This window comes from Acinetobacter sp. YH01024, from assembly GCF_013420195.1.
Lineage (GTDB): Bacteria > Pseudomonadota > Gammaproteobacteria > Pseudomonadales > Moraxellaceae > Acinetobacter > Acinetobacter amyesii.
Window position 1 is genome coordinate 78,057 of the sequence record NZ_VOYQ01000007.1, and the last position, 23,024, is coordinate 101,080.

The window sequence follows — 23,024 nt, forward strand, 5'->3', positions numbered from 1 at the left end:
ATGAAATGGCTTCAAGCAATTCGTCAGCACATCCCTAGCCATAAATATGCGATTAACAGTCGACTACTCGGAGATGATGCGGAACTTGCTTGGAGCAATTTGGGCTATTGGGATGATGCAAAATCATCCTATCCTGCGGCCTGTCAAAAACTCGCTTTCCATCTTGCCGAATCCATTCAATTAAAATCTACAGATCGTGTTTTAGACCTCGGTTGTGGGCAGGGTGCGAGCTTGGTTTTTTGGATGGAACATTTTCAAATTCAAAACTTATCCGCAGTCGAATTGCAAACCGAATGTGTGGAAAAAATCCAAAAAAATTTAAATTCAAAAATCAAAATACAACAAGATTCATTTTTGAATTTAAAAAATATTTATCCACAAAACTGTATGGATGCCGTACTGTGTATTGATGCTGCGTATCATAGTGATTTGAATTTATTGCTTTTATCAGTTGTTAATGTTTTGAATTCAAAGGGACGCTTTGCTTTTCACTATTTGATGTTGTCCGATGCGTTTTTGAATTTAAATTCAGTGCAACGATTGAAATATCAAAGTCTGTTGAAAGCAGCAGATGTGAATTTGAAAAATTTAAATTCAAAGCAAAATTTACAACACCAAGTGCAACAGGCAGGTTTCGAAAATATCCAGATTGAAGATATCAGCGAATTCGTATTTCAGGGTTTTGCCGATTATATTCAAGAACAACAACGTCAGACGAGCCTGAGTCATGTGGATCAATTCAAAATCAAGATGACGGCAAAATTGTGTGAGAAGTTGTATCGAGACGGGCTGATTCGTTATGTGCAGATTAGCGCGAGGAAGCCATAAAAAAGAGGCTTTAAAAACATCAAAGCCTCACTAAAAAGTGAGGCTAAGAAATGGTGCCGGCACACGGATTCGAACTGTGGACCTACTGATTACAAGTCAGTTGCTCTACCAACTGAGCTATGCCGGCGTTGTGGAATGCATTCTACAGATTTTTTGAAGTGGTGCAAGTTAAAAAAACAGCAAATCGAATGTAATTTATACGTTTGATTTATTCAGCATTCAACCGATGTTTCGCTCTAAAAACCAGAGAAATAAAAATAGGTAATGTTTCGCCCACAAGATGTGGGCGAAAAAATAGGATGGGTGAGCGTTGAGTGCTATTTCATTCTTAAAATTTGGTCTAGATCCTGTGCGCATTCTTCAAGTGTATATGCCATCTCCAGTTGCATTTGGGGGCGGAGTTCATTGGCGAGCTTTCGCCATTCGTCAATCAGACGCTGTGCTTTTTGAATTTTATGTTTATTGATGTCTTTGGCAAGGGTTGGGGTATAGCCACCACGTTTGGCGTTCTTGATCTGCTTAACATAATTCTGGCTGTTATTCATGTTCTCTCCCGAATAGCAGTGATATATGAAATGTGTTTTTTAAGTTTTTCGTTGATCAAGTTAAAAGTACCGCAATCGCGTTTCAGTTCTATGATGTTTAAATTAATGAATAATTTTTTGAATAGTACCTATATTGAGAGGATGATTTATTTTTAGCATAGGCTTAAGTAATTGTCTTTAGAATATAAAATTTGTATTTGTAAATAAACGTGTCTTTCTTGCTGCCAATAAAAAATCCATAAGTCGTGCATTAGGAAAAAAACGTGTGATTGAAATCCGTCAATCAGGACTTAAATACTGTGAAGTTATTGAGCTAAACAAATAGAAGATCAATTAGGGGGATATTTAATATTGAGAACAATAAAATTAAAAAAGGCCTAAATTTTATCAATTTAGACCTTCATTCTGCTTGGCATTGCAGTTTATTCTGGCGGTGAAAGAGGGATTCGAACCCTCGAAACGCTATAAACGTTTACACACTTTCCAGGCGTGCTCCTTCAGCCACTCGGACACTTCACCTTTTGCGCGGTGGATAATAGCGAAAAAAATATATTCTGCCAAGAGAAACAATTGAATTAGACAAAAACATCTTGAGCGGTGCTATGATTCGCAAAAATCCTGTCTAAATTGAAGACAATTATATGCAAAGTACTGCACAAAAAGCCGCATTGCCTGCCATCACCTTGGCAGCTTTGGGCGTAGTATTCGGAGACATTGGGACGAGCCCGTTATATGCGCTGCGCCAATGTTTCCTCACAGCACACTTGGCGATTAGCGAAGCGTCTGTGCTGGGTATTCTGTCCCTGATTTTCTGGTGCATCATGCTGACGATTAGTTTTAAATACGTCAGCATCATCATGCGTGCAGATAACAATGGCGAGGGCGGTATTATGTCGCTGTTGGCCTTGAATCTACGAACCACACGAATTGCCGAAAACAAAAAAATCTACCTGATCGCCCTTGGCTTTATTGGTGCATCTTTGTTCTTTGGTGATGGGATCATTACCCCCGCAATCTCCGTGCTATCAGCGATTGAAGGTTTAAGTATTGCGACGCCGATGTTTAACCAATGGCTGCAACCCTTATCGATTGGTATTTTGGCGGGGCTATTTTTAGTGCAACGCCATGGCACAGGCACGATGGGTAAATTCTTTGGTCCCTTGACGCTCATGTGGTTTTTATCCATTGGCGGATTTGGGTTATGGAGTATTTCGCAAACGCCATTTGTGTTGACCATGATCAGTCCGCATTGGGCTTTCAATTTTGTGGTACAGCAGCCCTATGTTGCGTTTTTGACCATGGGTGCGGTCATCTTGACGATGACAGGTGGTGAGGCAATCTATGCCGATATGGGGCATTTTGGCCGACTCCCAATCCGCTTGGCATGGTTTATTGTGGTCATGCCGTGCTTGCTGTTGAACTATGCAGGCCAAGGTGCCTTGCTACTGCGTAATCCTGAAGCTTTAGCCAATCCATTTTATATGCTGATCCCAGAATGGGCACTGTATCCAATGATTGCTTTGGCGACAGCGGCCGCGGTGATTGCCTCTCAAGCGGTGATCACAGGGGTGTTTTCTATGGTCAATCAGGCGATTCAATTGCGTTATTTGCCGCGTTTGACAGTGAAACATACCTCTGAAGTTGAACGTGGTCAGATTTATTTACCATTTATTAACTGGGCATTGTTTATCTCGGTGCTGATCTTGATCTTGCTGTTTGAAAACAGTGCGAACTTGGCCAGTGCGTACGGCGTAGCTGTGACCATGACCATGCTCTGCGGTACGATTTTGATCTCAGTTTTGGCTTATGGTTTATGGCGTTGGCCGGTTTGGAAAGTGGCAATATTTGCAGTGCCATTTTTATTGATTGATTTGATCTTTGTTGCATCGACATCATTAAAAATTGCAGCGGGCGGTTGGGTTCCAATCCTGATTGGTGCGGTATTGTTTACGATTTTAATGACGTGGAAAGATGGACGGGCATTGGTGCTCAATCGGCTCGGTAAAGATGCTTTGCCTATTGACCTGTTTATTCGCAGTGTCAGCATGGGTAGTGAAACCAAGTTTGTTCCAGGTGATGCCGTATTCTTGACAGGAACGCCTGAGATCGTGCCTCATGCCATGTTGCATAATATTAAGCACAACAAAGTTCTGCATGAACGCAATATTATGGTTACGGTCAACACCCGAGATGTGCCATTTGTACCCGAAAATGAGCGGGTGATCACGGAAAAACTAGATGATCGATTCTATCGAATCACGATGTTTTATGGGTTTAAAGATCAGCCGAATATTCCTGCCGCTTTGGAGCATGCGTATCGTGAATTGGGCTTTGAATTTGATCTAATGCAAATCAGTTTCTTTATTTCCAGAGACCGTATTATTCATACATTGGGTGAAGGAATGGCACCTTGGCGAGAAAAGCTGTTTATCTCTATGCAGCGAAATACCAGTCCAGTCAGCGACTTTTATCAAATTCCAACCAACCGTGTGGTTGAGTTGGGCAGCCAGATTGAAATTTAAGACGTAGATTGAACTTTTAGGCATAGATTTAAAAGTTAAACACGAAAAAGCCAGATCAATTCTGGCTTTTTTATTTGGGATAATTGAACTTATTTAGTCCAAAGACATAGAGATCATTCTGTTGCTTTTTCCTGGGAGGAGTATGCGAGCAAAACAACAGAATGAACATGTTGCGCTATTTGATCCTTGAAAATACGCTGATTAGTTGATTGTCGCGTCTACATCTGCAGAGGCTTCAGGCGCAGCTTGGATGGCTTCGTCAGCAACAGGTGCTTCTGGGTTGGCTTGAATTGATGCATCTGCAGGATTTACACTTTGAGTCTCAGGTGCTGCCATAAAAGCATCTTGTTGTGCTTGAGGAGCTTCAGGCAATGCAGCCGATGCGCTATCGGCATTCACTGGCGCTTCTGCAGAAGAGGCAATGACGGGTGCAGCGTTGTTATCCGCTGATACGGCTTCAGGTGCTTGCTGTGCTGTTTCCACAGGTGCTTCAGTTACCGCGGCTTCAGGTGTATTGGCCACTGCTGTTTGTTCAGTTGGAACGGACTGCTCTGTAGGTGCAGCAGCTACACTTTGTTGTTCATTTGCGAGTGCATTTTCCGCTTCAGTCACGGCTTGTTCAGCATTTGCAGGGACTGCAGGGGCATTCGGATCGATTTGGTTTGCCTGAGCCTGTTCAGGGTTTAAGGGCTGTTCTGTTGCAGCGGCATTGACTTGTCCGGCAGGAGCTTCAACCAATTGAACTTGGCCACTTGAAACTAAGTCCTGAATGGAACCAGGTTGACCATTCACGGTGGTCACAATTTTGACTTTAGATAAGCTTTCTAATGTATCACCGGGTTGAATCGGGGGCTCTGCAAATGCTGCTGCGCTCATTAAACCTGAAATTAAACCTAAACCTAAAATTTTAGAATGCATAATCACTCCGTATATTTTTATCGCAATTTTTCGTATTTTTACCTTGTCATAATTCTTGAGGCGAATTCAATGAAACATACGCAACTGCTTCATGACCTCCTATAAAGAACTGCACAACTGCGACATAAAGTTACATCAACTGCTGCTTTGTTAAACAATATTTGTGTGATTGTTAAGCAAATTAAAAAAGAAAAGTGTACTAAAATTTGCACCCTTGCTAAGCTGCGGAAAAATAGTCCTTTTAGAAGTCATTGTTGTAAGTCATGGTCAAAAAGAAACGCAATTCAGCAAATCCGCTTTCACAGTTATTTGGGCAAAATGGCATAAAAGTGCTGTTGGGTCTGGTGGCAACAGGAAGCTTTGCTATTGCTTTCGGGCAAGAAAAAATTCAACAACTTGTTTCTATGAGCAGCACTTCAAATAGCGCCTGTTTGGACCAATTTTATCGTGAAGTGCCACCTTATTTGGTCCGTGAAAGCCTACATAAAAACAGTTTTCCACTGTGTTTTAATGGCTTTAATGTCATGTATTCAGGGATATCCAAGACACCGCTTTGGGTTGCAGAAGCATTAACCCCCGCACGCCTGAGTCAAAAAATTCCGCGTGAAGATAACTTTCATGAAGAGACTCGCGTGCCGTCTGAATATCGGGCTTTGCTTTCAGACTATAAATCTTCAGGCTATGACCGTGGACACATGGCGCCAAATGCCGATATGCCCAATAAAGCTGCGCAGTTAGACAGTTTTTCTTTGGCCAATATGGTGCCGCAAGCTCCCAAAAATAATCAGCAAGTGTGGCGTGAGTTAGAAGAAGCCACACGGGCGATAGTGACCAAACAAAAGCAAGATGTCTATGTGGTAACGGGGCCGGTATATAGTGCGAAAAAATTAAAAACCATCGGACAAGGGGTCATCGTGCCGACCGCTACTTATAAGGCGATCTATTTGCCGAAAAAAGGTGTTGCAGGCGTGTACTATGCAGACAATACCTTGCGTGATACGGCACCGACAGTCAAAGTCATGAGTATTTGTGCGCTAGAAGAACTGACTGGAATTAATTTCTTTCCAGAATTAACCGAAGACCAAAAGCGTAATACCTACCGTTTGCCACTCAAAGCCACCCAAGTAAAAGCAAATCAAGATATCGCTTATTTGCATTGGGATGCTGAAAGCCAGTGTGCTGCAGATGTCGCAGAAGACAAGATTTTAAGTTTGCAAAAAGAGTTTAAATCGAGTGGTGGTTCTGTGGGAGAGACATCCATGGTAAGCAGTGAAAATGACAACAATCAAGATGCCTTGGTCAAACAATTGATTGAAGAAATTCTGCAATATCTGCTACAGATTTTGAAATAATTGAGTAGATAATAGCGCTGAACTGCGAGCGATGAAGAGGATCATTGCTTGCAGTTGAAATCTTTTTCACGTATTTCTATTGCTGCATCACTACAACAAAAAAGAAGGATATCCATCATGTTCAAAGCATTTGAAAATGACACTGCGTCGCATGCAATTCATGACTTAACGCTAGAAAATGGCCAAGATCGAATTAATATTTATGGCAATTTACAGGTGACGAAAGACCAAGCAGGTTTAGCTGCAGCGAAAGCTTTACAGGCATTTTTCAATGATGTGGTGACCACGCTTGAGGCAGAAACCAACTTAGCTGAAAAAATAGCGCAGGGCGGTGAAGAAAACGAAGTAGAAAATCCATTTCTTTAAAGCTGTGTCATCGGCCGTCGAAGGAAGCAAAGCTCAATTCGGGATGAATGAAAAAAAGCTCACAGATTGTGAGCTTTTTTATGGTGTCTTCTTCTATTTATTCGTCTTTTGCCATCAGTTTATAGATGACCGCACCAATCACCGCACCAATGATTGGGGCTACCCAAAATAGCCAAACTTGTGATAGCGCAGCAGTTTCAGCAAAGAATGCCACACCCATACTACGCGCTGGGTTGACCGAAGTATTAGTGACGGGAATGCTGATCAGATGGATCAATGTAAGCGCAAGACCGATCGCAATTGGGGCAAATCCAGCAGGGGCACGTTTATCCGTTGCTCCCATGATCACAATCAGGAAGCCAGCCGTCAGCACAATTTCAATGACTAACGCTGAGAGCATAGAGTATTTACCTGGAGATAATTCACCATAGCCATTGGTGGCAAAACCGCCGACTCCTGTAAATCCGGCCTGACCTTGTACAATGATGAATAGAATAAATGCGGCGAGGGTTGCACCCAGCAATTGAGAAATAAGATAGGGTGCTAGTTCTTTCGCTTCAAAACGACCACCGGCCCACAAGCCGATACTCACGGCAGGGTTAAAATGTCCCCCTGAGATATGACCCAGCGCATAAGCAGCCGTTAACACCGTTAAACCGAAGGCCAGTGCCACGCCTGCGAAGCCAATGCCAAGTTCAGGAAAGGCCGCAGCCAAGACCGCACTACCACAACCACCAAAGACCAGCCAAAACGTACCGATCAGTTCTGCTAAATATTTATTCATTTAAAATTCCATTTGTTTTTGTCATTTGGAATAGATTTTCAATCTTTCACTCAGCATGAGTGCAATATAGTTGTGAAGTGTTGTTTTATTCATTTATTGAATATGCATAGCTTTAATGGATTTTGCTGAAAATCACAATATATAAAATGATAACTGCGTCACATTTTAACTTGCTGCTTCAATTTGCGATAAGCGCCATTGCTGTGGGGTTAAATTTCGCCATTGTTTAAAAGCACGTTGAAATGCACTCTGTTCTGAATAACCCAGCAGTAGCGCAATTTTTTGCAAACTTAAATGTGGGTCTCTTAAAAATTCTTCAGCCATCATACAGCGGACCTCCTGCATGCGTTGCTGATAGGTGCTGCCTTGTTGTTGTAAATGGCGTTGTAATTGTCGGACGGACAGATTCAGTTGCGTAGCGACATGTTCAATTTGGAACTGATTTTTTTGTAAACCCATTAAGATGGCTTGCTGTAAGCGTTGGTCGATTTGCGTGGTATTCGGCAGCTTTTCCAATAAAGACTGTGCCTGTTGCATTAACAGTTTTTGTAAGGTCTGATCGCCTTGGGAAAAGGGGCGAGACAGTTCTTGAATGGGAATAATAACCTTCGACTTTTCTTGGGAAAATCGAACTTTACAGCGAAAATATTGTTCATACTGAGCGACATTTTTCGGTGCAGGATTATGAAAATGCACTTCGTGTAAATTGATATCTTCAAAACGCATGAATAATTTTAGAAACTGCAGCATTAAGGCAATCGCAATTTCATCGGTCAATTGATTGGCCATATTCATGGGTAAATCATTCCAACCGATCGAGAAAAAATCATTTTGAATATCAATCAGCAATGGACTACCATCGAAGATTAAGCGATGAAAATCATGGTAGCGGAGCAGCGCTTCGCCTAAGTTTTCACAGGACAGGGCAATATACGCAATAATGCCAATATGTTTGGGTTGCACATGTTCTGCAATTTCTAAACCCAGCGCTGGCTTTTGGATCTTTTGATCTAAATCCATCAATAAATCACGCCAAACGGCATAATCAAAACGCTCTAAGTTTTGAACTTTATTCAGTTTTTCAGGAATAGCAATGCCTTGAGCTTGGTGATAAGCATAGAGCAAATGGCCCAGTCCTCCATAGACTGATCCTGTATAGTCCTTGAGTTGTTGCATATTTTTTTAATTCTAAATTTTGTCGTGTTTTGTCAATGATATTAAAAAAAACGGTCAATATCTAGCCCTTTTCATTACCTATAGTGGAGCTAAGAAAAGGAGATATTAGTCATGTTAAAAGGTTTTATTGCAGGGTTGGTCGTTGCCAACGCCTTTGAATGGGTCGCACATAAATATGTTTTGCATGGTACGCATCGGATAGGAAAACCTCGATATAGTCCTGTACCAGATAGCATGAAATCACATTGGGAGCATCATCGTGAAGTTCGTAAAACAGATTTTCATGATCATGGCTATGTTGAAGGCGTACAGAACTGGCGCACGAAAAATGAAATCATATCCTTGGCTGTAGTTGCAGGTGTATTTACGCCGTTATTTTACCCTGTGTCGAAAGGAATGAGCTTGGCAGTGCTGTATAGTGCTTGCAATTATTATTATATCCATCGTCGCGCACATCTTGAGCCAGAGTGGGCGATGAAAAAGATTCCATGGCACTATGACCACCATATGAACTCAAATCAGGATGCCAATTGGTGTGTGACCAAACCGTGGTTTGATTATATTTTAGGGACTCGGGTGATTTCCTCGGCGAAATTACAGGAACAGAACCCATTGGGTGTGCTGCTGCCGACAGCGATTGCGAAACCATTGTCACACTGGGTCAATCGGGTATTTCCTGCAAAGTGGGTCGCTGAGCGTGAAAAGCCAGTTGCACTTCTTGAAACGGTCTAATGTGAAAGCGTTGTACGTTGTGACAACAAGCTTTTCTACCCAATTGAGTTGTCGCAATTTGTCAACAAATTATGAATCTACTGTCAATCAAATGCAGTGCAAATGCCCTATATTTAAATCATCAAAAGGCTTGTACACGACGAGTTGATTGATGAAGTTGCTATGTATATTTTTTCATTTGTTTTAAGTATCAGACCAAGTGCTGTAGTTTTTCTTGGTTTATAGGAGCCGACAAGGCTCCTTTTTTTATGTCTATAGTGGATGAATTAAATCGACGATTCGCTGCTACAACTCCATGGCGTTGCATCAAAAACACCAAAGCAAAAAAAGAGCGAATCATCGCTCTTTTTCAATCCTCATTGAAAACGAATCAATTAAAGACGCATTTCAATGCCTTGTTCTGCAAGATATTTTTTCGCTTCAGGAATGGTGTGTTGACCAAAGTGGAAAATAGAGGCTGCAAGCACCGCATCTGCGCCACCTTTTAAAATGCCATCGGCCAAATGTTGTAGATTACCGACACCACCAGAAGCAATGGTTGGAATGGTCACACGGTCATTAATATTACGCATCAGTTCAATGTCATAACCAGCTTTGGTTCCATCAGCATCCATCGATGTGATGAGTAATTCACCTGCACCGAAGTCCGCCATTTTTACCGCCCATTCGATGGCATCGATACCGGTTTCTTTACGACCACCGTGGGTGAAAATTTCCCATTTATTATCGCCGGTTTTTTTCGCATCAATAGCAACCACAATACACTGTGCGCCAAAACGCTGAGAGGCTTCTTGTACAAATTCAGGGTTATAAATAGCCGCAGAGTTAATCGAAACTTTGTCCGCACCCGCATTTAATAACAGGCGGATATCTTCTACTTTACGCACGCCACCACCGACTGTTAATGGCACAAATACAGACTCAGCCATACGCTCTACCGTACGGTAAGTGGTATCACGACCATTTGAGGTTGCGGTAATGTCTAAGAAGGTAATTTCGTCCGCACCTTGTTCGTTATAACGGCGTGCAACTTCAACTGGATCGCCTGCATCACGAATATCAAGAAATTGAACACCTTTCACTACACGACCGTTGTCCACGTCGAGGCAAGGAATAATACGTTTAGCAAGCATAATTTTTTCCAAAAATAACAGCCGATTATGAAACTTCGCGACTTAGATGCTACACCTTAGTAGTCGGAGCGGTTATTCTATCAAAAATATGTAAGTTTTTTCGCAGGTTTTCTATGTCGGTTTATACCACTTTGACTTTAAAGGAAGTTCAGGATTTTGCAGCACCTTATGGACTGGAGGTGATTGACCTGATTCCGATTCAAGGCGGTATTCAAAATACCAACTATTTTATTGTTTGCGAAAATGGCACGCAGTATGTATTAACCGTTTTTGAAGAGATGGACGAGCAAGGTGCAGGGGAGCTGGTCCCTGTACTTGAACATTTGGGGCAGGCTGGTCTAGCTGTGCCTGTACCGCTGAATCATTCAGGTAAAGCGATTCATAGTTTAAAGGATAAACCTGCACAAATTGCGCCACGCATGCAAGGTCACCATCCCATGCCTGCGAGCTTAGCGCAAGCAGAAGCGATTGCTGTAGCCCAAGCGAAAATGCATGTGGCTTTACAAGATTTCCCTTTGGAACGTGCAGAATATCGTGATCATGCTTATTGGTTACAAGTTTCACGTGATATTCGTCCAACATTAAATGAAGCAGATACCACGTTACTTAACAATCTGTTGGGCTTATATGACATCTTAACGGCGATGTATCCAGACCGTCCTAGCGGTTTTATTCATTCTGATCTGTTCCGTGACAATACTCTATTTGAAGGCGATCAACTTAACGGCATTTTAGACTTTTATGAGTTAAATAAAGACGAACTCTTGTTTGATATTGCTATTACTTTAAATGACTTCTGTACTGAATATCCGGATGTGCATTTGAATGAAGACAAAGCCATTGCCTTTTTAAATGCCTATGAAAGCGTGCGCCCATTAACCGCAGATGAAAAATCATGTCTAGAGTTATATTTGGCAATGGCGGCGGGTCGCTTCTGGATGATGCGTTTACAGGTGGCACAGAAAAATGCGGCAGAAGGTCGTACAGGTGATGATATTTTGCAGAAAAACCCTGCTGAAATGCGTAATATGCTGATTGAACGATTAAAATTCGTCACTGCATAAATTTTAAAAACAACGAGAGGGAAAAGCATGCGTGATCAAGGACGCTTAGTAGAATGGTTTGATGACAAGGGCTACGGCTTCATTCAACCGAACGATAGCACCAAAGATCGCGTATTTTTGCACATCAAAGACTTTTCCCGTCCCGGCCCACGACCAATCGTGGGCTGCGCGTTGGATTATGCTGTGATCTTAGACGAACGCGGACGCTTTCGTGCGCAGCAAGTGCATTATTTAAAAGCCTCACAAACCAAAGCTACACAACGCCCCAATAAAAAAAATGTGGTGCAGATGCCACGTCAGGCAGAGCCGATGCAAATCTTGTGCATTGTGTATATCCTAGCCTTGGCGGGCTTATCTGTGGCGGGTTTACTCAGTGGCATGGTGCTGCTTTTTATAAGTATTATCAATGTCCTGACCTATTGGTTCTATGCTCAAGATAAAGAAGCTGCGCAAATGGGGAACCGACGTGTGCCAGAAAATACACTGCATCTTTTGTCTTTTTTAGGTGGGTGGCCTGCGGCATGGCTGGCTCAGCAACGTTTGCGGCATAAAACACAAAAACAACCGTTTCGGAAAATATATTTCTATACCATAGCCTTTAACATATTACTGATTTTATGGCTAATTTCACCATTTAATATCCTGCATATTTAGTAGGTGGAACGATCCACAAAATCATCATGACGGAGAGCGAAATGAATTATTCCATTGATAAAGATCCAAACCGCCTGCTCACGATTATTTTGTATATTCTTTATATTGTGGCAATTTTTTCTGCCGGCTTGCTTGCGGTCCTCGCGTTAATTATCAATTACGTCAAACGCAGTGATGTGCGCGGCACGATTTTTGAAAGCCATTTCACTTGGCAGATTCGCACGTTTTGGTGGTATCTCATTTGGAACATCATTGCTTTCGTGCCTTTTATTTTTCTGTTCTTTACCGGCAATAATGCCAATGCTTTTGCAGGTGTAGCACTGGGAGCGAGTACCTTCTGCGTCACGGTAATCGGACTGTCTTGGTTATGGATTGTGTACCGCGCGATTAAAGGTTTAATCCGTGTCAATGACAACCGACCTATGTATGAGTAATGCGAGTTCAGAACTTTTTGGAATAAAAATCTTGGCATCAAAAAAGCGACCGTATGAGTCGCTTTTTTGATCTAATAGAGGATGCAGAAATTAGCGTTTCTTTAACCATTTCGGCCGCCATTCACTCACAATCACACCAAGCACTACACACAGTCCGCCAATGAGAGCGAGCGGTGTTAAGCGTTCACCCGCAAGCCGCCCAATGATTGCGGCCCAAACCGGTTCACCTGCATAGATGATTGCCGCCTGTGCAGGATCAACCATACGCTGCGCCCAGTTCATCACCAGTTGAATCACGGCGCTGGCCAGCCCCAATCCGCAGAGTACAGCGATTAATGGCCATTCAAATTTGGGCAATGTGGTTTCACCTACCAGTGGAGCAAAGCAAAAACAGAACAGTGAGGCAAATGCCAGTTGTAGAACCGTCACTCTGCGCAGATTGACGCGGGGCGCAAAATAGCTGATCAAGATAATTTCAAAGGCAATGGCAATCGAACCGAGCAGCGTAATGATTTGTCCAAAATTGAGCTGAATAGCGCCAAAACCATTACCAGTTAAAAAGACCAAACCAACAAAAGCCAAACACACACCCAGCCATGTCATTACATGCGGTTTATGCCGAAAACAGAGCCACATAAAAATCGGCACCAGCAGTACATACAGCGCAGTTAAAAAAGCCGATTCACTGCTGCTGATGCTTTGCAAGCCGACTGTTTGCGTCGCATAGCCGATCGCAATTACCGCGCCAATACTTGCGCCCGCAATGACATCGTATTGAGAAAAATGTCTAAGATATTTGAGCGATAACAGACTCACAGCCAGTGTAGCTGCGGCAAAACGTAGACCGACAAACAGCACTGGACTGCTAAAATTTAAACCGTATTGCACGGTGATAAAACTGGCGCCCCAAATCATGGTAATCAGGATGAGTGCGAGCTGCGGAAACTTGGCTTTCCAAGCAGATTGGACGGTTGACATGTGTATTTGATTGTTTGAAGAGGAGAAATAAAAAAAGAGGCCCGAAGACCTCTTTTCTGCTCGGGCAAATTATAAGCTTTGTTGATCAAGCAGTAATTGAGCTTCACGAAGGTTCAATGTGCCTTCATAAATTGCACGACCGGTAATCGCACCTAAAATACCCGGTTGGCCTTTTAAGTTACGCACGTCGTCAAGGTTGGTCACGCCACCCGATGCAATAACAGGTAAGCCTGAATACGTTGCAAGGTTAACGGTTTGTTCAACGTTCACACCTTGCATCATGCCATCACGTGCGATGTCGGTGTAGACAATGCTTGATACGCCAGCATCTGCAAAGCGTTTTGCCAAATCAGTAGCTTTCACGTCTGTGACATTTGCCCAACCATCTGTTGCCACCATGCCGTTCATGGCATCGATACCAACAATGATATGGCCTGCAAATTTTTTGCACGCTTCTTCAACAAATTCAGGCTCTTTTACCGCTTTTGTACCAATGATGACAAACGAGACGCCTGCATCAAGGTAGTGTTCAATGGTTTCAAGAGAGCGGATACCACCACCAATTTGAATTGGCAATTCAGGCTGTGCTTTAGCAATCGCTTCAACCACAGGCTTATGAATCGGTGTACCAGCGAAAGCACCGTTTAAATCTACCAAATGTAAGCGACGCGCGCCTTCATTTACCCAATGCTGTGCAGTTGCCACTGGATCGTCAGAAAATACGGTATCGTCTTCCATACGACCTTGTTTTAAACGGACACATTTGCCATCTTTCAGGTCAATTGCAGGGATGATCAGCATGCTTTCGCTCCTTGCTCAATCAAATTAAGAATGAATTTGTGCCTAATCTTATCAAATAAACGGCTATTCACTAAATGCTAATATCAGAATTGATGAATTAAAAAAGCCTGACATGTGTCAGGCCAGTGTAAATAGAGGATTGGATTTTATTCTTGGTCTATAAAAATGCGCTGTGTATTAGTGTTTTTAGTCATTAAACATAAGCGGTTGTTTGTAATAAATCGATGTTTACGGATTGAAGTAAGCTACCGACATCGTATAAGCCTTGATTGAGGGCTGTGGTACTTTCACCGACCACTTGAACGAGATCACCGACTACAGGAAGTTCAGTGGCAATCGATGTAATCGGTGCAATGTCATCCAGTAAGGCATCTAAAGTGCCTGAAACATCTTGCACGACACTACCCACACTTGCTAAAGGATCGTTCAGGACGGATGTTAATAATTCGGTAGGATCAATACTGGCTACATAGTCGCCCGTTTCAGCCAACAAGCCTGTTAAATTACCTGTGGTTTCACCCACTGCATCCAATAGACCGCCCAGCAATGGCAGGTCAGAAAGTACATCTGTGATTGGTGCAGCCACACCACTGAGATGATCAACCAAACCTGCAACTTCAGTCACAGTTTGACCGACCACACCAGTTACGCCATTGAGAGCGGTCTGTACACCGCCGAGAAGATCACCTGTCGCTAGTTGATCGGCTACCGCATGTAAGCCATCACCTAAGGTGCCGACTAACTGATTTTCAACTGCGAGTACTTTTTCGATGGTCCCCCCAATGAGTGGAAGCTCAGTCAGTGCATCCGTTAAGGGGGCTGTTAAGCTACTCACGGTCTCTAAAACGCTGTCTACAGTATCCAAAACAGTATTTAAAACCAGTCCAACCGCTTTACTGATCCCTTGTAAAGTCAGGCTGAGTACACCGCTGATTTTTCCTGTAAATAAGTTCAACATGTCAGGTTCTCCAAGTTTTTAAATTATGATGTGTTATGTATTTTGCAGACTTGTTTTAGCAAAAGGAGATTGATGAAAACAAATTATGAAAGTATAGAAAGAATGAGATAAATCATGTAATTCTGCTAGAAAACCAAGAGAGATCAAAACCTTAGTTGAATAAAAATACAAATGTATATTAATGTAATTAAAATGAGTTAAATCAAAGATATAAATGTACTTAAAAGGTGCAATTTTATTGTTTTTAGGCTGTGCTGTGACTATTTTTAAGGCAATAAGGTACTGTTTAAATCTCTAGTGCAAATAAACTGCAAATTCATTGGCACTCTTCAGCCGATCTTTGCACTTGGTCATGCCATAGATTGGGGCAATATCCAGTTACAGAGCGGTTACATCGCTGAATATAAATTAAATCATTAAAATAATTAAGGATTTATAAATTCATGTGCGGACGAATTCTTAGTTTGAGAGAAGTATTGGGAATGGTTTTGGGTAATAAGCCACGTTGTAATAATTCTTCAAAGACCAAAACAGGGGCATAGGCATCGGCAGCGGCATAACGAATTTGCTCCGGACTTAAGCGCTTTTTGGCCCAATTCGAGGTGCTGACCGATTTAGATTTTGGAAAATTCACACGAAAAAGCAGTGCCATGGCATTTTTTAAACCTAAAGGTTGGCTTAAGCCAAAAGAAGCAAAGCACTTGGAGAGTTCCAATACACTATTCAGTTCGATGCCTTTTTTACGAAATAAATGCGCATCATTTTTTAAGCCAAAACCCACTTTAATTTGATCACGATTACTCAAGATCGGCTTTAAAAAATCCCAAGTGCATTCGTTCATTTGAAACAACCACGCCTGTTGCGCCGTAGCGAGTTGGATTAAATGTGGACCGGTAGAGACCTCACCTTTACGAAAAGTCGGCTTAGATTCAGAGTCGAAACCGAATAAGGCAGTCGTCTGCAATTCATCGGCCCAGTGTTGGCATTGTTCTGCATTGTGAATGACATGGATCTGCTCTGGCACTAAATTTTGGAACAATGGAAAATTTTTAATCTGTTCTTTTGTTGGCAAAATAGGTGTCGGTAGAGCATCAGTCATTGTGATTTAATTCAAAGGCTTGTTGTTGCAGCCTAGAGCGTTTAGTAGGGAAATGCAAATACCGAGATGTGGCGTTGAGCATGAGCCATTGACTCACCTGCCTGTCATAGCGCGTTGCTATGACAGTGACGAGGGCACTTAAACACAGTGACCAAGAGATTTAAAGACAGTAACTTAAAACAGAAAACGCGCAGTAAATAATACATTTACCAAGATCAGTAAGAATAAACCGATAAAGAGAAAGGCGAGAACCACCTCCCATGTTTTGGATTCACGTGGCTCACCATATTGATTGGCATTTGCAGACCCCGGGATGAGCATCAGCGCAATGCACATGACGATATTGAGCAACGGAATCAGCTCTAAGAGTGCAAACCAGCCTGAGAGATTAAAGTCATGCAAACGACGCACTGAAAAAATCATCAAAGGGATCAGCATTAAAACATTTAGGATAAATCCAATCACTTGCGTCATTGGATTTTCAGCGTGAGCTATTAGGGCATTGAGGGTATTGGGCATCATGCTGACGATCAGTAGCATCAATATGCTCAGCATGAGGCCATAAAAGACATTCCAACCGATAAAAGACATGCGATTAAAACGACCGTCACGGTTCCAACCAGAGTTTATATTGGGTGAATTATTCATATTAAATGATCTTAAATTATCGTAAAAAGTATTGTTATCATTCATTTTTAACCGCAAAAATTGAGCTAAAAACGACATAAAAATGTGAAAAAGTACAGGATTTGATCCTGAACATAAAAAGCGCGTTGATTATAAAGGTAAAGTACAAAAAAAGCCCACTTGTGTGAGCTTGTTTGAATAGGTGTATTGCTGTTTAGAGCGATCTAGGCGGCATCTAATGATTTATCATTATTGTTGTTGAATCGTGGCTTGTTGAGAGCGGATCACTTAGTTTTGGTAAGACGGAATCATGATCGCAGCAAGTATCCCGACTATAAACACCACGATATACAAAACAGCCAGCACTGTTTCCCAGCCTTTGGTCGGGCGTGGTTGTCCAAAGCTATTACTACCGCTATTACCCGGTGCAAATAACACATAGAGCGCAAACAATATATTCACTACAGGAACTAAGATCAGCAGTGCAAGCCATCCTGAATGGTCTCGGTCATGTAAACGACGGATTAAGAAAATGACGCTGTAATAAATGACGATGGCATACATGATAAAGAAAATAATCATGAGTGGCGTTGACATAGCACCCTCAGTCAGCGCATTTTGCGCACCGGGTATGAGCAGGCCGACCACAACAGCAATTAGCGTAAAAATAATGCCGAGAAGTAGATTCCATGCAAGATATGCGCGACGGCTAAAGCGACCACTGGCTTGGGTCGGTGAGTCAGATGTGAAGGTATTCATTATTATTCCTAGGCGTTGGTATTTTTATAAGTAGGCAAATTCTAAAATGAATATGTAGAAAATAAAAGGATGAAAAATAAACTGTACAAAAAAGCCCACAAGGAGCGGGCTTTTTTGCGGTGAAGGAATTTTAAATATCCCATTCCACAAAGTTTTTCAGCAATTGCAGACCGGCTGTATGACTTTTTTCTGGGTGAAATTGTGTCGCAAACAAGTTTTCCTTGTGAATTGCGGTACAAAATTCCAAACCATAGTCACAGGTAGCAGCGACAATGCTTGAATCTTGCGGCTCTACATAGAAGCTATGTACGAAATAGAAACGTGCATCTTGCTCAATGTTTTTCCACATCGGATGGCTAGGGTCTGCCTGATGCACTTGGTTCCAGCCCATGTGCGGCACTTTTAATCCCTCTACGTCAGGAAAGCGTTTAACCGAACCTTCAAAAATACCCAATGCATCTGCACCGCCATTTTCTTCGGAATGCTGCATTAGGGCTTGCATACCGACACAGATCGCAAGCACAGGTTTATTAAATGCCGCTTTACGGACCACTTCATCAATGCCTGCATCATGCATGCCTTGCATACAGTCACGCATTGCTCCCACACCGGGGAACACAATTTTATCTGCTTGTGCAATCAGCTTAGGATCATTGGTGACATCAACAGTTGCACCCACGTGTTCGAGGGCTTTTGCTGCTGAGTGAAGATTTCCCATGCCATAGTCAAGAAGGGCAATACGGGTCATTACAATGTTCCTTTGGTAGACGCAACAGTATTTTCGGCACGCGGGTCAACTTCACACGCCATACGTAATGCACGGGCAAAGGCTTTAAATACGCTTTCAATTTGGTGGTGGCTGTTTTTGCCTTTTAGGTTGTCGATGTGCAGCGTCATTAACGCATGGTTCACAAAACCTTGGAAAAATTCAGAGAAAAGATCCACATCAAAAGTCCCGATGCGTGCGCGAGTGAATGGAATATCCATCCAAAGACCCGGACGGCCAGATAAATCAACCACAACACGACTCAGTGATTCATCAAGTGGCGCATAGAAGTGACCGTAGCGACGTAAGCCTTTTTTATTGCCCAGTGCTTGAGCAAAGGCTTGGCCCAGTGTAATCCCACAGTCTTCTACGGTATGATGATCGTCAATTTCAAGATCGCCATCACAATGAATATCAATATCAAACAGACCATGTCGCTTGATTTGATCAATCATATGATCTAAAAATGGAACACCAGTGTTTAAAGTGCCTTGACCAGTACCATCAAGATTCACACGAACTCGAATTTTGGTTTCGTTGGTGTTTCTTACCACTTCACTGATACGATCTGTCATAGACACGTTCCTCAAATACGTCAAAATGATTGATGTAAAAATATTTTCGCTGTGACGAAAAGTCACCGCATATTAGATTGCTCAGGAGGGTTTATCAATGCCTATTACCGTACATGCCTATACTTCTTTAGAAAATGATGAAGTGCGCAGCCAGCTTGAGCGACTGTATGACACCAGCCCTGAGTTTAGCGACGGTTCCGATGCGATTGAACAACTTGAGCAGAACTTAGCTCAGTATACCTTAGTTTATACTGCAGAATTTAATACAAAATTGATTGGTGCGATTTGGTGTACAGGCCAAGGTGAAAGCAAAACCCTTGAATATATTGTGGTACACCCTGCAAATCGTGGGCGTGGTGTTGCAGAGCGCTTGGTCAGTGAGGCCACCCGTATGGAAGAAGAAAAAGGGGTGAAAACTTTTGAACCAGGTTGTGGCGCGATCCACCGCTGTTTGGCACACATTGGAAAAATTACTGCGGCTGAATAACCTGCCCTCCAATAATAAAGCAGCCATTGAGCTGCTTTTTTGTTGGATAAATACAGTTTCGTCACTGTAATTTCAGCTGTGGAAATTTGAAATCACTCAAAAAATAAGCAAATAGTGTGAAATATTGATTTAAAAATAAACATTTGCACAAAAAAGCGCAACGGATGCTTGACGCCATGAGACTGAAATTGTTTAATACGCCCCATCGGCGTGATAGCTCAGTAGGTAGAGCAACGGATTGAAAATCCGTGTGTCCCCAGTTCGATCCTGGGTCTCGCCACCATATTCAAAACTGATTTTTCAGTTTATCAATCCCTGATCCCATCAGGGATTTTTTTTGCCTAAAAAATATGCATACGAAAAATATTTTTATAAATATGATTGACTAATTAACTGAGATGCGGCTTAATACACCGCATCGGCGTGATAGCTCAGTAGGTAGAGCAACGGATTGAAAATCCGTGTGTCCCCAGTTCGATCCTGGGTCTCGCCACCATATTCGAAAAAACCTCAAACCATTGTTTGAGGTTTTTTTTCGTCTGCTGTTTTTCAGGTGTTGATATTTCGCACAGTTTAACTGCTACAATCCATGCCAGATGATGAGCCCAATGGCTATAAGAAAATTATTAAAAAATAAGGGTTAAGGTTGTGAAGAAAATATTATTTCCTGTTTTGATCGGTATGAGTGTCTTGCTGAGCGCATGTGGTGGCGGGGGCGGCAGTAATGTCGATTCTTCCTATTCTAAAACCATTATTCAAAATGGTGTGACCTATGAATGTAAAAGTGAAAATGCAGCAGCGCTTTGTGATAATGGCAATTGTTCTTCTTGTGAATCATCGCTCGATAAAATAATCACAGCATCATGCAGCACCAGTATTTCCGCAGGGCAAACAATTTTTGCCGTGACCAAAACGGGCTGTGTATCCAATATGAAATCGGGCAGCAGAATAACTGCAGCATGTGATAATGGTCTGCTTAAATTAAAAGTTGGATCTAACTTTAGCTTAAATCAGGTGATTAACACGGGTACGACGATGAGCTCTGGTGAATATATTGTCGGCACAGAAGTGCTCCGCTGTAGGCTTTAATCAAATGAACATAGATTCGTGGAGTGACAGTTGAAGCGACTTCAATATGCGGCGATTGGACTGCTCTGTTTTGCACTGGGCTATATTGCGGCATCGTGGAATGACCAACCAAGCTTGACGTCGCCGCCACCTGAGCACTCGCTTGTAACTTTGGCGACGAGTAATCCTGTGGCACTCTTGGCTTTAGATCAAGATGCCTCGGATCAACCTCATTCTAAAGATATACAGCAACAACTCAAAAGCCAACATCGTCAGCTAAAGAGCATTATTCAGCAGACTTCAGATCAACAATTGGGGCGATATTTACAGCAGGCATTTCCCAATTACAGTTTTGCAGGGATTCAAAATAAGCAACAGTTTGCGCAGCAGATGTTAGACGAGTTTCTGCAAGCTAAAAATGATCCGCAGCAGCGATTGGCAGGGCAGGCCTATGTGACAGAACAATCACAGTTAGATGTAGATCAGGTTTTACCTCGTGAAATCTATGTCACACAGCCGCTATATGCACATTTTGATACCTTGGGTAAAGTTCCAAACAATACGCAAGTCATGGTGCGTTGGACGCATCGTGATAGCGGTGAAGTGCTGCTCTTTACGCCACGCAAAGTCAGTGAGCAACAGCAACAAAACTGGGTGAGTTTCTATCCTATGACTGGATGGAAAACTGGTCATTATGATGTGAAATATTATCAAATGAATGATCAATTAAGCCCGATTGCGCAGACCAGTTTTTATATACAGCATGTGATTGAGTAAATATTTGAAGCTCAAATTTTATCGCTGAAGCTATGACTTAAGTGCTAGTTTCCGACCCTAAAAATTCGATTAAAGTGATAAAAAAACAACCAATGAATCCCCGCAATGAAAGATCTTTTCTCTACAGGGAGTGCGCTGTATCAACAAGCACGTCCAAGTTACTCTGCTGAAGTCGTTGATAGCATCTTGCAGCATGTTGCCGTGCGTGAACTGGCATGGGACTGCGGTGCAGGTTCAGGTCAATTTACCAAAGGTTTGGCACCCTATTTTCAACAGGTTTTAGCGGCAGATCTGAGTGCTGAGCAATTGGCACAAGCACCCAATTTAGATAATGTGCGTTATGAGCAAGCTAGCGCCGAACATTGTCCGCTTGCCGACCATTCAGCGGATTTAATCACAGTCGCGCAAGCGATTCATTGGTTCGATTTTGCTGCATTTTATGCAGAAGTACGACGCGTATTGAAACCCCAAGGTCATATCGCCATTGTGGGTTATGGTCTGATTCAATTTGAACACGCGGAATTGAACCAGCTTTTACAGGATCTGTATTTTGTCACGTTAAAAGGCTATTGGGATGCTGAACGTTGTTACATCGACGAAGAATATCGCAGTATTCCGTTTCCATTTCAGGAGTTAGCGACACCTCAGCTGTTTTTAAATTACAGGTGGAGTTCACAGCAAATTTTGGACTATTTGCAAACATGGTCTGGGCTTAAACACTATCAACAGCGGCATCCGACACTTCAGCCGTGTGCAGCTTTGCAGGATTTCTTTAGCCGACATCCGCAGCAAGAGTTTGCTTTGTCATTTCCTGTGCTGTTAAGAATTGGAACAGTATAAAAAAGAAAAAGCAGTGGTAATGCAGATAGGTAAAGGATGATATCTCAAGTCCAGAATGAGCAACGTGAGGTTTAAACTAGCTGTGCTATCCTGCCGTTTGTCGGGGTTAAATCTGGTAAATTGATTAATTGTTGTACAATAATAGCAGTGTAAATTTTTTCAATTTTCTATTTTTAAATCTCTTGGAATGAACATGATGAATCTCCCTAAATCTGTTTCCGTTTTGGTTTTTGTTAGTGCAGCAATGACGGCTATGAGTACATTGGCTGCGGAAAAAGCCACTACAAAAGCTGATGAAACCGAACAACAAGCTATTCAGATGCCTGCTTTAACCATTATGGCAGAGCGTGAAATGCGTGCAGAGACGGGCATTGTTGAGTATCAAGAGCAGGTGGATCGCCGTAAAGCCTTACAGCAACGGGTGATGCAACTTGAGCGTGATACTCAAAACAAAGGTGTCGATGCAACAATCGTGTCAAATATTGATATCTTACCCGCCACAGCAGTGCCAGATATGTCGAATTTATCGCCTTTGATGCAACAGCATGTTTTAAATATTGCCGCAGGTTTGCAGTCTTCTGACCCACGCAATGGTTTATATATTATGTTGCAACCCTTTGGGATCGACCGTAATGCGACCAATGTGCAAATCAGTCGTGAGCAAATCAATCTCGGAAACATCGACCATCAGTTAAATACCAATCCGATCAAGACCCCATAATCGAATACATCTCTACAGCAAATTGAAGGCGAAAATTCATGTTTTATCCATGAATTTTCG

Annotated in this window: 26 protein-coding genes and 4 tRNA genes; 15 read left to right on the top strand and 15 right to left on the bottom strand. The window is 42.4% G+C overall.

Going from position 1 to position 23,024, the window contains the following annotated elements:
- Complete coding sequence (locus tag FTT88_RS05385) at positions 1–828, top strand: cyclopropane-fatty-acyl-phospholipid synthase family protein (protein WP_180173737.1); 828 nt, start codon at positions 1–3, stop codon at positions 826–828.
- 51 nt (positions 829–879) lie between these two features.
- Here the strand turns inward: FTT88_RS05385 and FTT88_RS05390 are convergent.
- The 3 genes from FTT88_RS05390 to FTT88_RS05400 all read right to left on the bottom strand — a co-directional run bounded on the left by FTT88_RS05390 (position 880) and on the right by FTT88_RS05400 (position 1,892).
- Positions 880–955 (bottom strand) — tRNA-Thr (locus FTT88_RS05390).
- Positions 956–1,145: 190 nt separating this feature from the next.
- Positions 1,146–1,373, bottom strand: coding sequence for a hypothetical protein (locus tag FTT88_RS05395; protein WP_078190515.1), 228 nt, complete (start codon positions 1,371–1,373; stop codon positions 1,146–1,148).
- 428 nt (positions 1,374–1,801) lie between these two features.
- A tRNA-Ser gene (locus FTT88_RS05400) sits at positions 1,802–1,892 on the bottom strand.
- A gap of 122 nt (positions 1,893–2,014) precedes the next feature.
- On the opposite strand from FTT88_RS05400, the gene FTT88_RS05405 reads away from it, so the two are divergent.
- Positions 2,015–3,895, top strand: coding sequence for a potassium transporter Kup (locus tag FTT88_RS05405; protein ID WP_078193161.1), 1,881 nt, complete (start codon positions 2,015–2,017; stop codon positions 3,893–3,895).
- Between the two features lie 201 nt (positions 3,896–4,096).
- Here FTT88_RS05405 and FTT88_RS05410 read toward each other — a convergent pair whose 3' ends face one another.
- A complete protein-coding gene (locus FTT88_RS05410) occupies positions 4,097–4,813 on the bottom strand; it encodes a hypothetical protein (RefSeq protein ID WP_180022375.1) in 717 nt (238 codons plus the stop codon).
- 263 nt (positions 4,814–5,076) lie between these two features.
- On the opposite strand from FTT88_RS05410, the gene FTT88_RS05415 reads away from it, so the two are divergent.
- Together FTT88_RS05415 and FTT88_RS05420 are read left to right on the top strand one after the other, a co-directional pair.
- Positions 5,077–6,165: a DNA/RNA non-specific endonuclease gene (locus FTT88_RS05415; protein WP_180002778.1), complete on the top strand. Its 1,089-nt coding sequence runs from the start codon at positions 5,077–5,079 to the stop codon at positions 6,163–6,165.
- A 117-nt stretch (positions 6,166–6,282) separates the two neighbouring features.
- The gene (locus FTT88_RS05420) at positions 6,283–6,531 is read left to right on the top strand and encodes a hypothetical protein (protein WP_180002780.1); all 249 of its coding nucleotides are present in this window, start codon (positions 6,283–6,285) and stop codon (positions 6,529–6,531) included.
- A 97-nt stretch (positions 6,532–6,628) separates the two neighbouring features.
- On the opposite strand, the gene aqpZ is transcribed toward FTT88_RS05420, so the two are convergent.
- Together aqpZ and FTT88_RS05430 are read right to left on the bottom strand one after the other, a co-directional pair.
- Positions 6,629–7,315, bottom strand: coding sequence for an aquaporin Z (gene aqpZ, locus FTT88_RS05425; RefSeq protein WP_180173738.1), 687 nt, complete (start codon positions 7,313–7,315; stop codon positions 6,629–6,631).
- Positions 7,316–7,480: 165 nt separating this feature from the next.
- The gene (locus FTT88_RS05430; protein WP_180054213.1) at positions 7,481–8,491 is read right to left on the bottom strand and encodes an AraC family transcriptional regulator; all 1,011 of its coding nucleotides are present in this window, start codon (positions 8,489–8,491) and stop codon (positions 7,481–7,483) included.
- Between the two features lie 111 nt (positions 8,492–8,602).
- Between FTT88_RS05430 and FTT88_RS05435 the strand changes: the two genes are divergently transcribed.
- On the top strand, positions 8,603–9,223 hold the full coding sequence (locus FTT88_RS05435) for a sterol desaturase family protein (RefSeq protein ID WP_180088790.1): 621 nt from the start codon (positions 8,603–8,605) through the stop codon (positions 9,221–9,223).
- Between the two features lie 374 nt (positions 9,224–9,597).
- Here the strand turns inward: FTT88_RS05435 and hisF are convergent, their stop codons facing one another.
- Positions 9,598–10,359 (bottom strand): imidazole glycerol phosphate synthase subunit HisF, encoded by a 762-nt coding sequence (gene hisF, locus FTT88_RS05440; protein ID WP_320109244.1) that lies wholly within the window; start codon positions 10,357–10,359, stop codon positions 9,598–9,600.
- A 110-nt stretch (positions 10,360–10,469) separates the two neighbouring features.
- Between hisF and FTT88_RS05445 the strand changes: the two genes are divergently transcribed.
- The 3 genes from FTT88_RS05445 to FTT88_RS05455 are packed head-to-tail and all read left to right on the top strand — an operon-like array spanning position 10,470 to position 12,508.
- Complete coding sequence (locus FTT88_RS05445) at positions 10,470–11,420, top strand: homoserine kinase (protein ID WP_180035461.1); 951 nt, start codon at positions 10,470–10,472, stop codon at positions 11,418–11,420.
- Positions 11,421–11,447: 27 nt separating this feature from the next.
- Complete coding sequence (locus tag FTT88_RS05450) at positions 11,448–12,074, top strand: DUF1294 domain-containing protein (RefSeq protein WP_180173739.1); 627 nt, start codon at positions 11,448–11,450, stop codon at positions 12,072–12,074.
- Between the two features lie 41 nt (positions 12,075–12,115).
- On the top strand, positions 12,116–12,508 hold the full coding sequence (locus tag FTT88_RS05455) for a hypothetical protein (protein WP_168378990.1): 393 nt from the start codon (positions 12,116–12,118) through the stop codon (positions 12,506–12,508).
- A 90-nt stretch (positions 12,509–12,598) separates the two neighbouring features.
- Here the strand turns inward: FTT88_RS05455 and FTT88_RS05460 are convergent, their stop codons facing one another.
- The 8 genes from FTT88_RS05460 to hisB form a co-directional block, all read right to left on the bottom strand.
- On the bottom strand, positions 12,599–13,486 hold the full coding sequence (locus FTT88_RS05460; protein ID WP_180173740.1) for a DMT family transporter: 888 nt from the start codon (positions 13,484–13,486) through the stop codon (positions 12,599–12,601).
- 69 nt (positions 13,487–13,555) lie between these two features.
- Entirely contained in the window at positions 13,556–14,287 is a 732-nt protein-coding gene (gene hisA, locus FTT88_RS05465) for a 1-(5-phosphoribosyl)-5-[(5-phosphoribosylamino)methylideneamino]imidazole-4-carboxamide isomerase (protein ID WP_078190493.1), read from the bottom strand.
- 193 nt (positions 14,288–14,480) lie between these two features.
- Positions 14,481–15,245 (bottom strand): hypothetical protein, encoded by a 765-nt coding sequence (locus FTT88_RS05470; protein WP_180173741.1) that lies wholly within the window; start codon positions 15,243–15,245, stop codon positions 14,481–14,483.
- A 433-nt stretch (positions 15,246–15,678) separates the two neighbouring features.
- Entirely contained in the window at positions 15,679–16,344 is a 666-nt protein-coding gene (locus FTT88_RS05475; protein WP_180173742.1) for a 3'-5' exonuclease, read from the bottom strand.
- 174 nt (positions 16,345–16,518) lie between these two features.
- A complete protein-coding gene (locus tag FTT88_RS05480; RefSeq protein WP_180002795.1) occupies positions 16,519–16,992 on the bottom strand; it encodes a DUF805 domain-containing protein in 474 nt (157 codons plus the stop codon).
- A gap of 267 nt (positions 16,993–17,259) precedes the next feature.
- Positions 17,260–17,730, bottom strand: a complete 471-nt coding sequence (locus FTT88_RS05485; RefSeq protein ID WP_168378999.1) for a DUF805 domain-containing protein — start codon at positions 17,728–17,730, stop codon at positions 17,260–17,262.
- A 130-nt stretch (positions 17,731–17,860) separates the two neighbouring features.
- Positions 17,861–18,478, bottom strand: coding sequence for an imidazole glycerol phosphate synthase subunit HisH (gene hisH, locus FTT88_RS05490; RefSeq protein ID WP_078193147.1), 618 nt, complete (start codon positions 18,476–18,478; stop codon positions 17,861–17,863).
- The gene (hisB, locus tag FTT88_RS05495; protein ID WP_078190487.1) at positions 18,478–19,071 is read right to left on the bottom strand and encodes an imidazoleglycerol-phosphate dehydratase HisB; all 594 of its coding nucleotides are present in this window, start codon (positions 19,069–19,071) and stop codon (positions 18,478–18,480) included. Before hisB ends, hisH begins: the two co-directional genes overlap by 1 nt.
- A 97-nt stretch (positions 19,072–19,168) precedes the next feature.
- On the opposite strand from hisB, the gene FTT88_RS05500 reads away from it, so the two are divergent.
- The 7 genes from FTT88_RS05500 to FTT88_RS05530 all read left to right on the top strand — a co-directional run bounded on the left by FTT88_RS05500 (position 19,169) and on the right by FTT88_RS05530 (position 22,964).
- Positions 19,169–19,558, top strand: a complete 390-nt coding sequence (locus tag FTT88_RS05500; RefSeq protein WP_078190486.1) for a GNAT family N-acetyltransferase — start codon at positions 19,169–19,171, stop codon at positions 19,556–19,558.
- A 207-nt stretch (positions 19,559–19,765) separates the two neighbouring features.
- Positions 19,766–19,841: transfer RNA gene (locus tag FTT88_RS05505), tRNA-Phe, on the top strand.
- Between the two features lie 137 nt (positions 19,842–19,978).
- A tRNA-Phe gene (locus tag FTT88_RS05510) sits at positions 19,979–20,054 on the top strand.
- A gap of 152 nt (positions 20,055–20,206) precedes the next feature.
- Complete coding sequence (locus FTT88_RS05515) at positions 20,207–20,647, top strand: hypothetical protein (protein ID WP_257245672.1); 441 nt, start codon at positions 20,207–20,209, stop codon at positions 20,645–20,647.
- Positions 20,648–20,677: 30 nt separating this feature from the next.
- Positions 20,678–21,403, top strand: a complete 726-nt coding sequence (locus tag FTT88_RS05520; protein ID WP_180010570.1) for a hypothetical protein — start codon at positions 20,678–20,680, stop codon at positions 21,401–21,403.
- A gap of 105 nt (positions 21,404–21,508) precedes the next feature.
- On the top strand, positions 21,509–22,243 hold the full coding sequence (locus FTT88_RS05525; protein WP_180173743.1) for a class I SAM-dependent methyltransferase: 735 nt from the start codon (positions 21,509–21,511) through the stop codon (positions 22,241–22,243).
- A gap of 193 nt (positions 22,244–22,436) precedes the next feature.
- Positions 22,437–22,964: a hypothetical protein gene (locus tag FTT88_RS05530; protein ID WP_373685802.1), complete on the top strand. Its 528-nt coding sequence runs from the start codon at positions 22,437–22,439 to the stop codon at positions 22,962–22,964.
- The last annotated feature ends 60 nt before the right edge of the window (positions 22,965–23,024 follow it).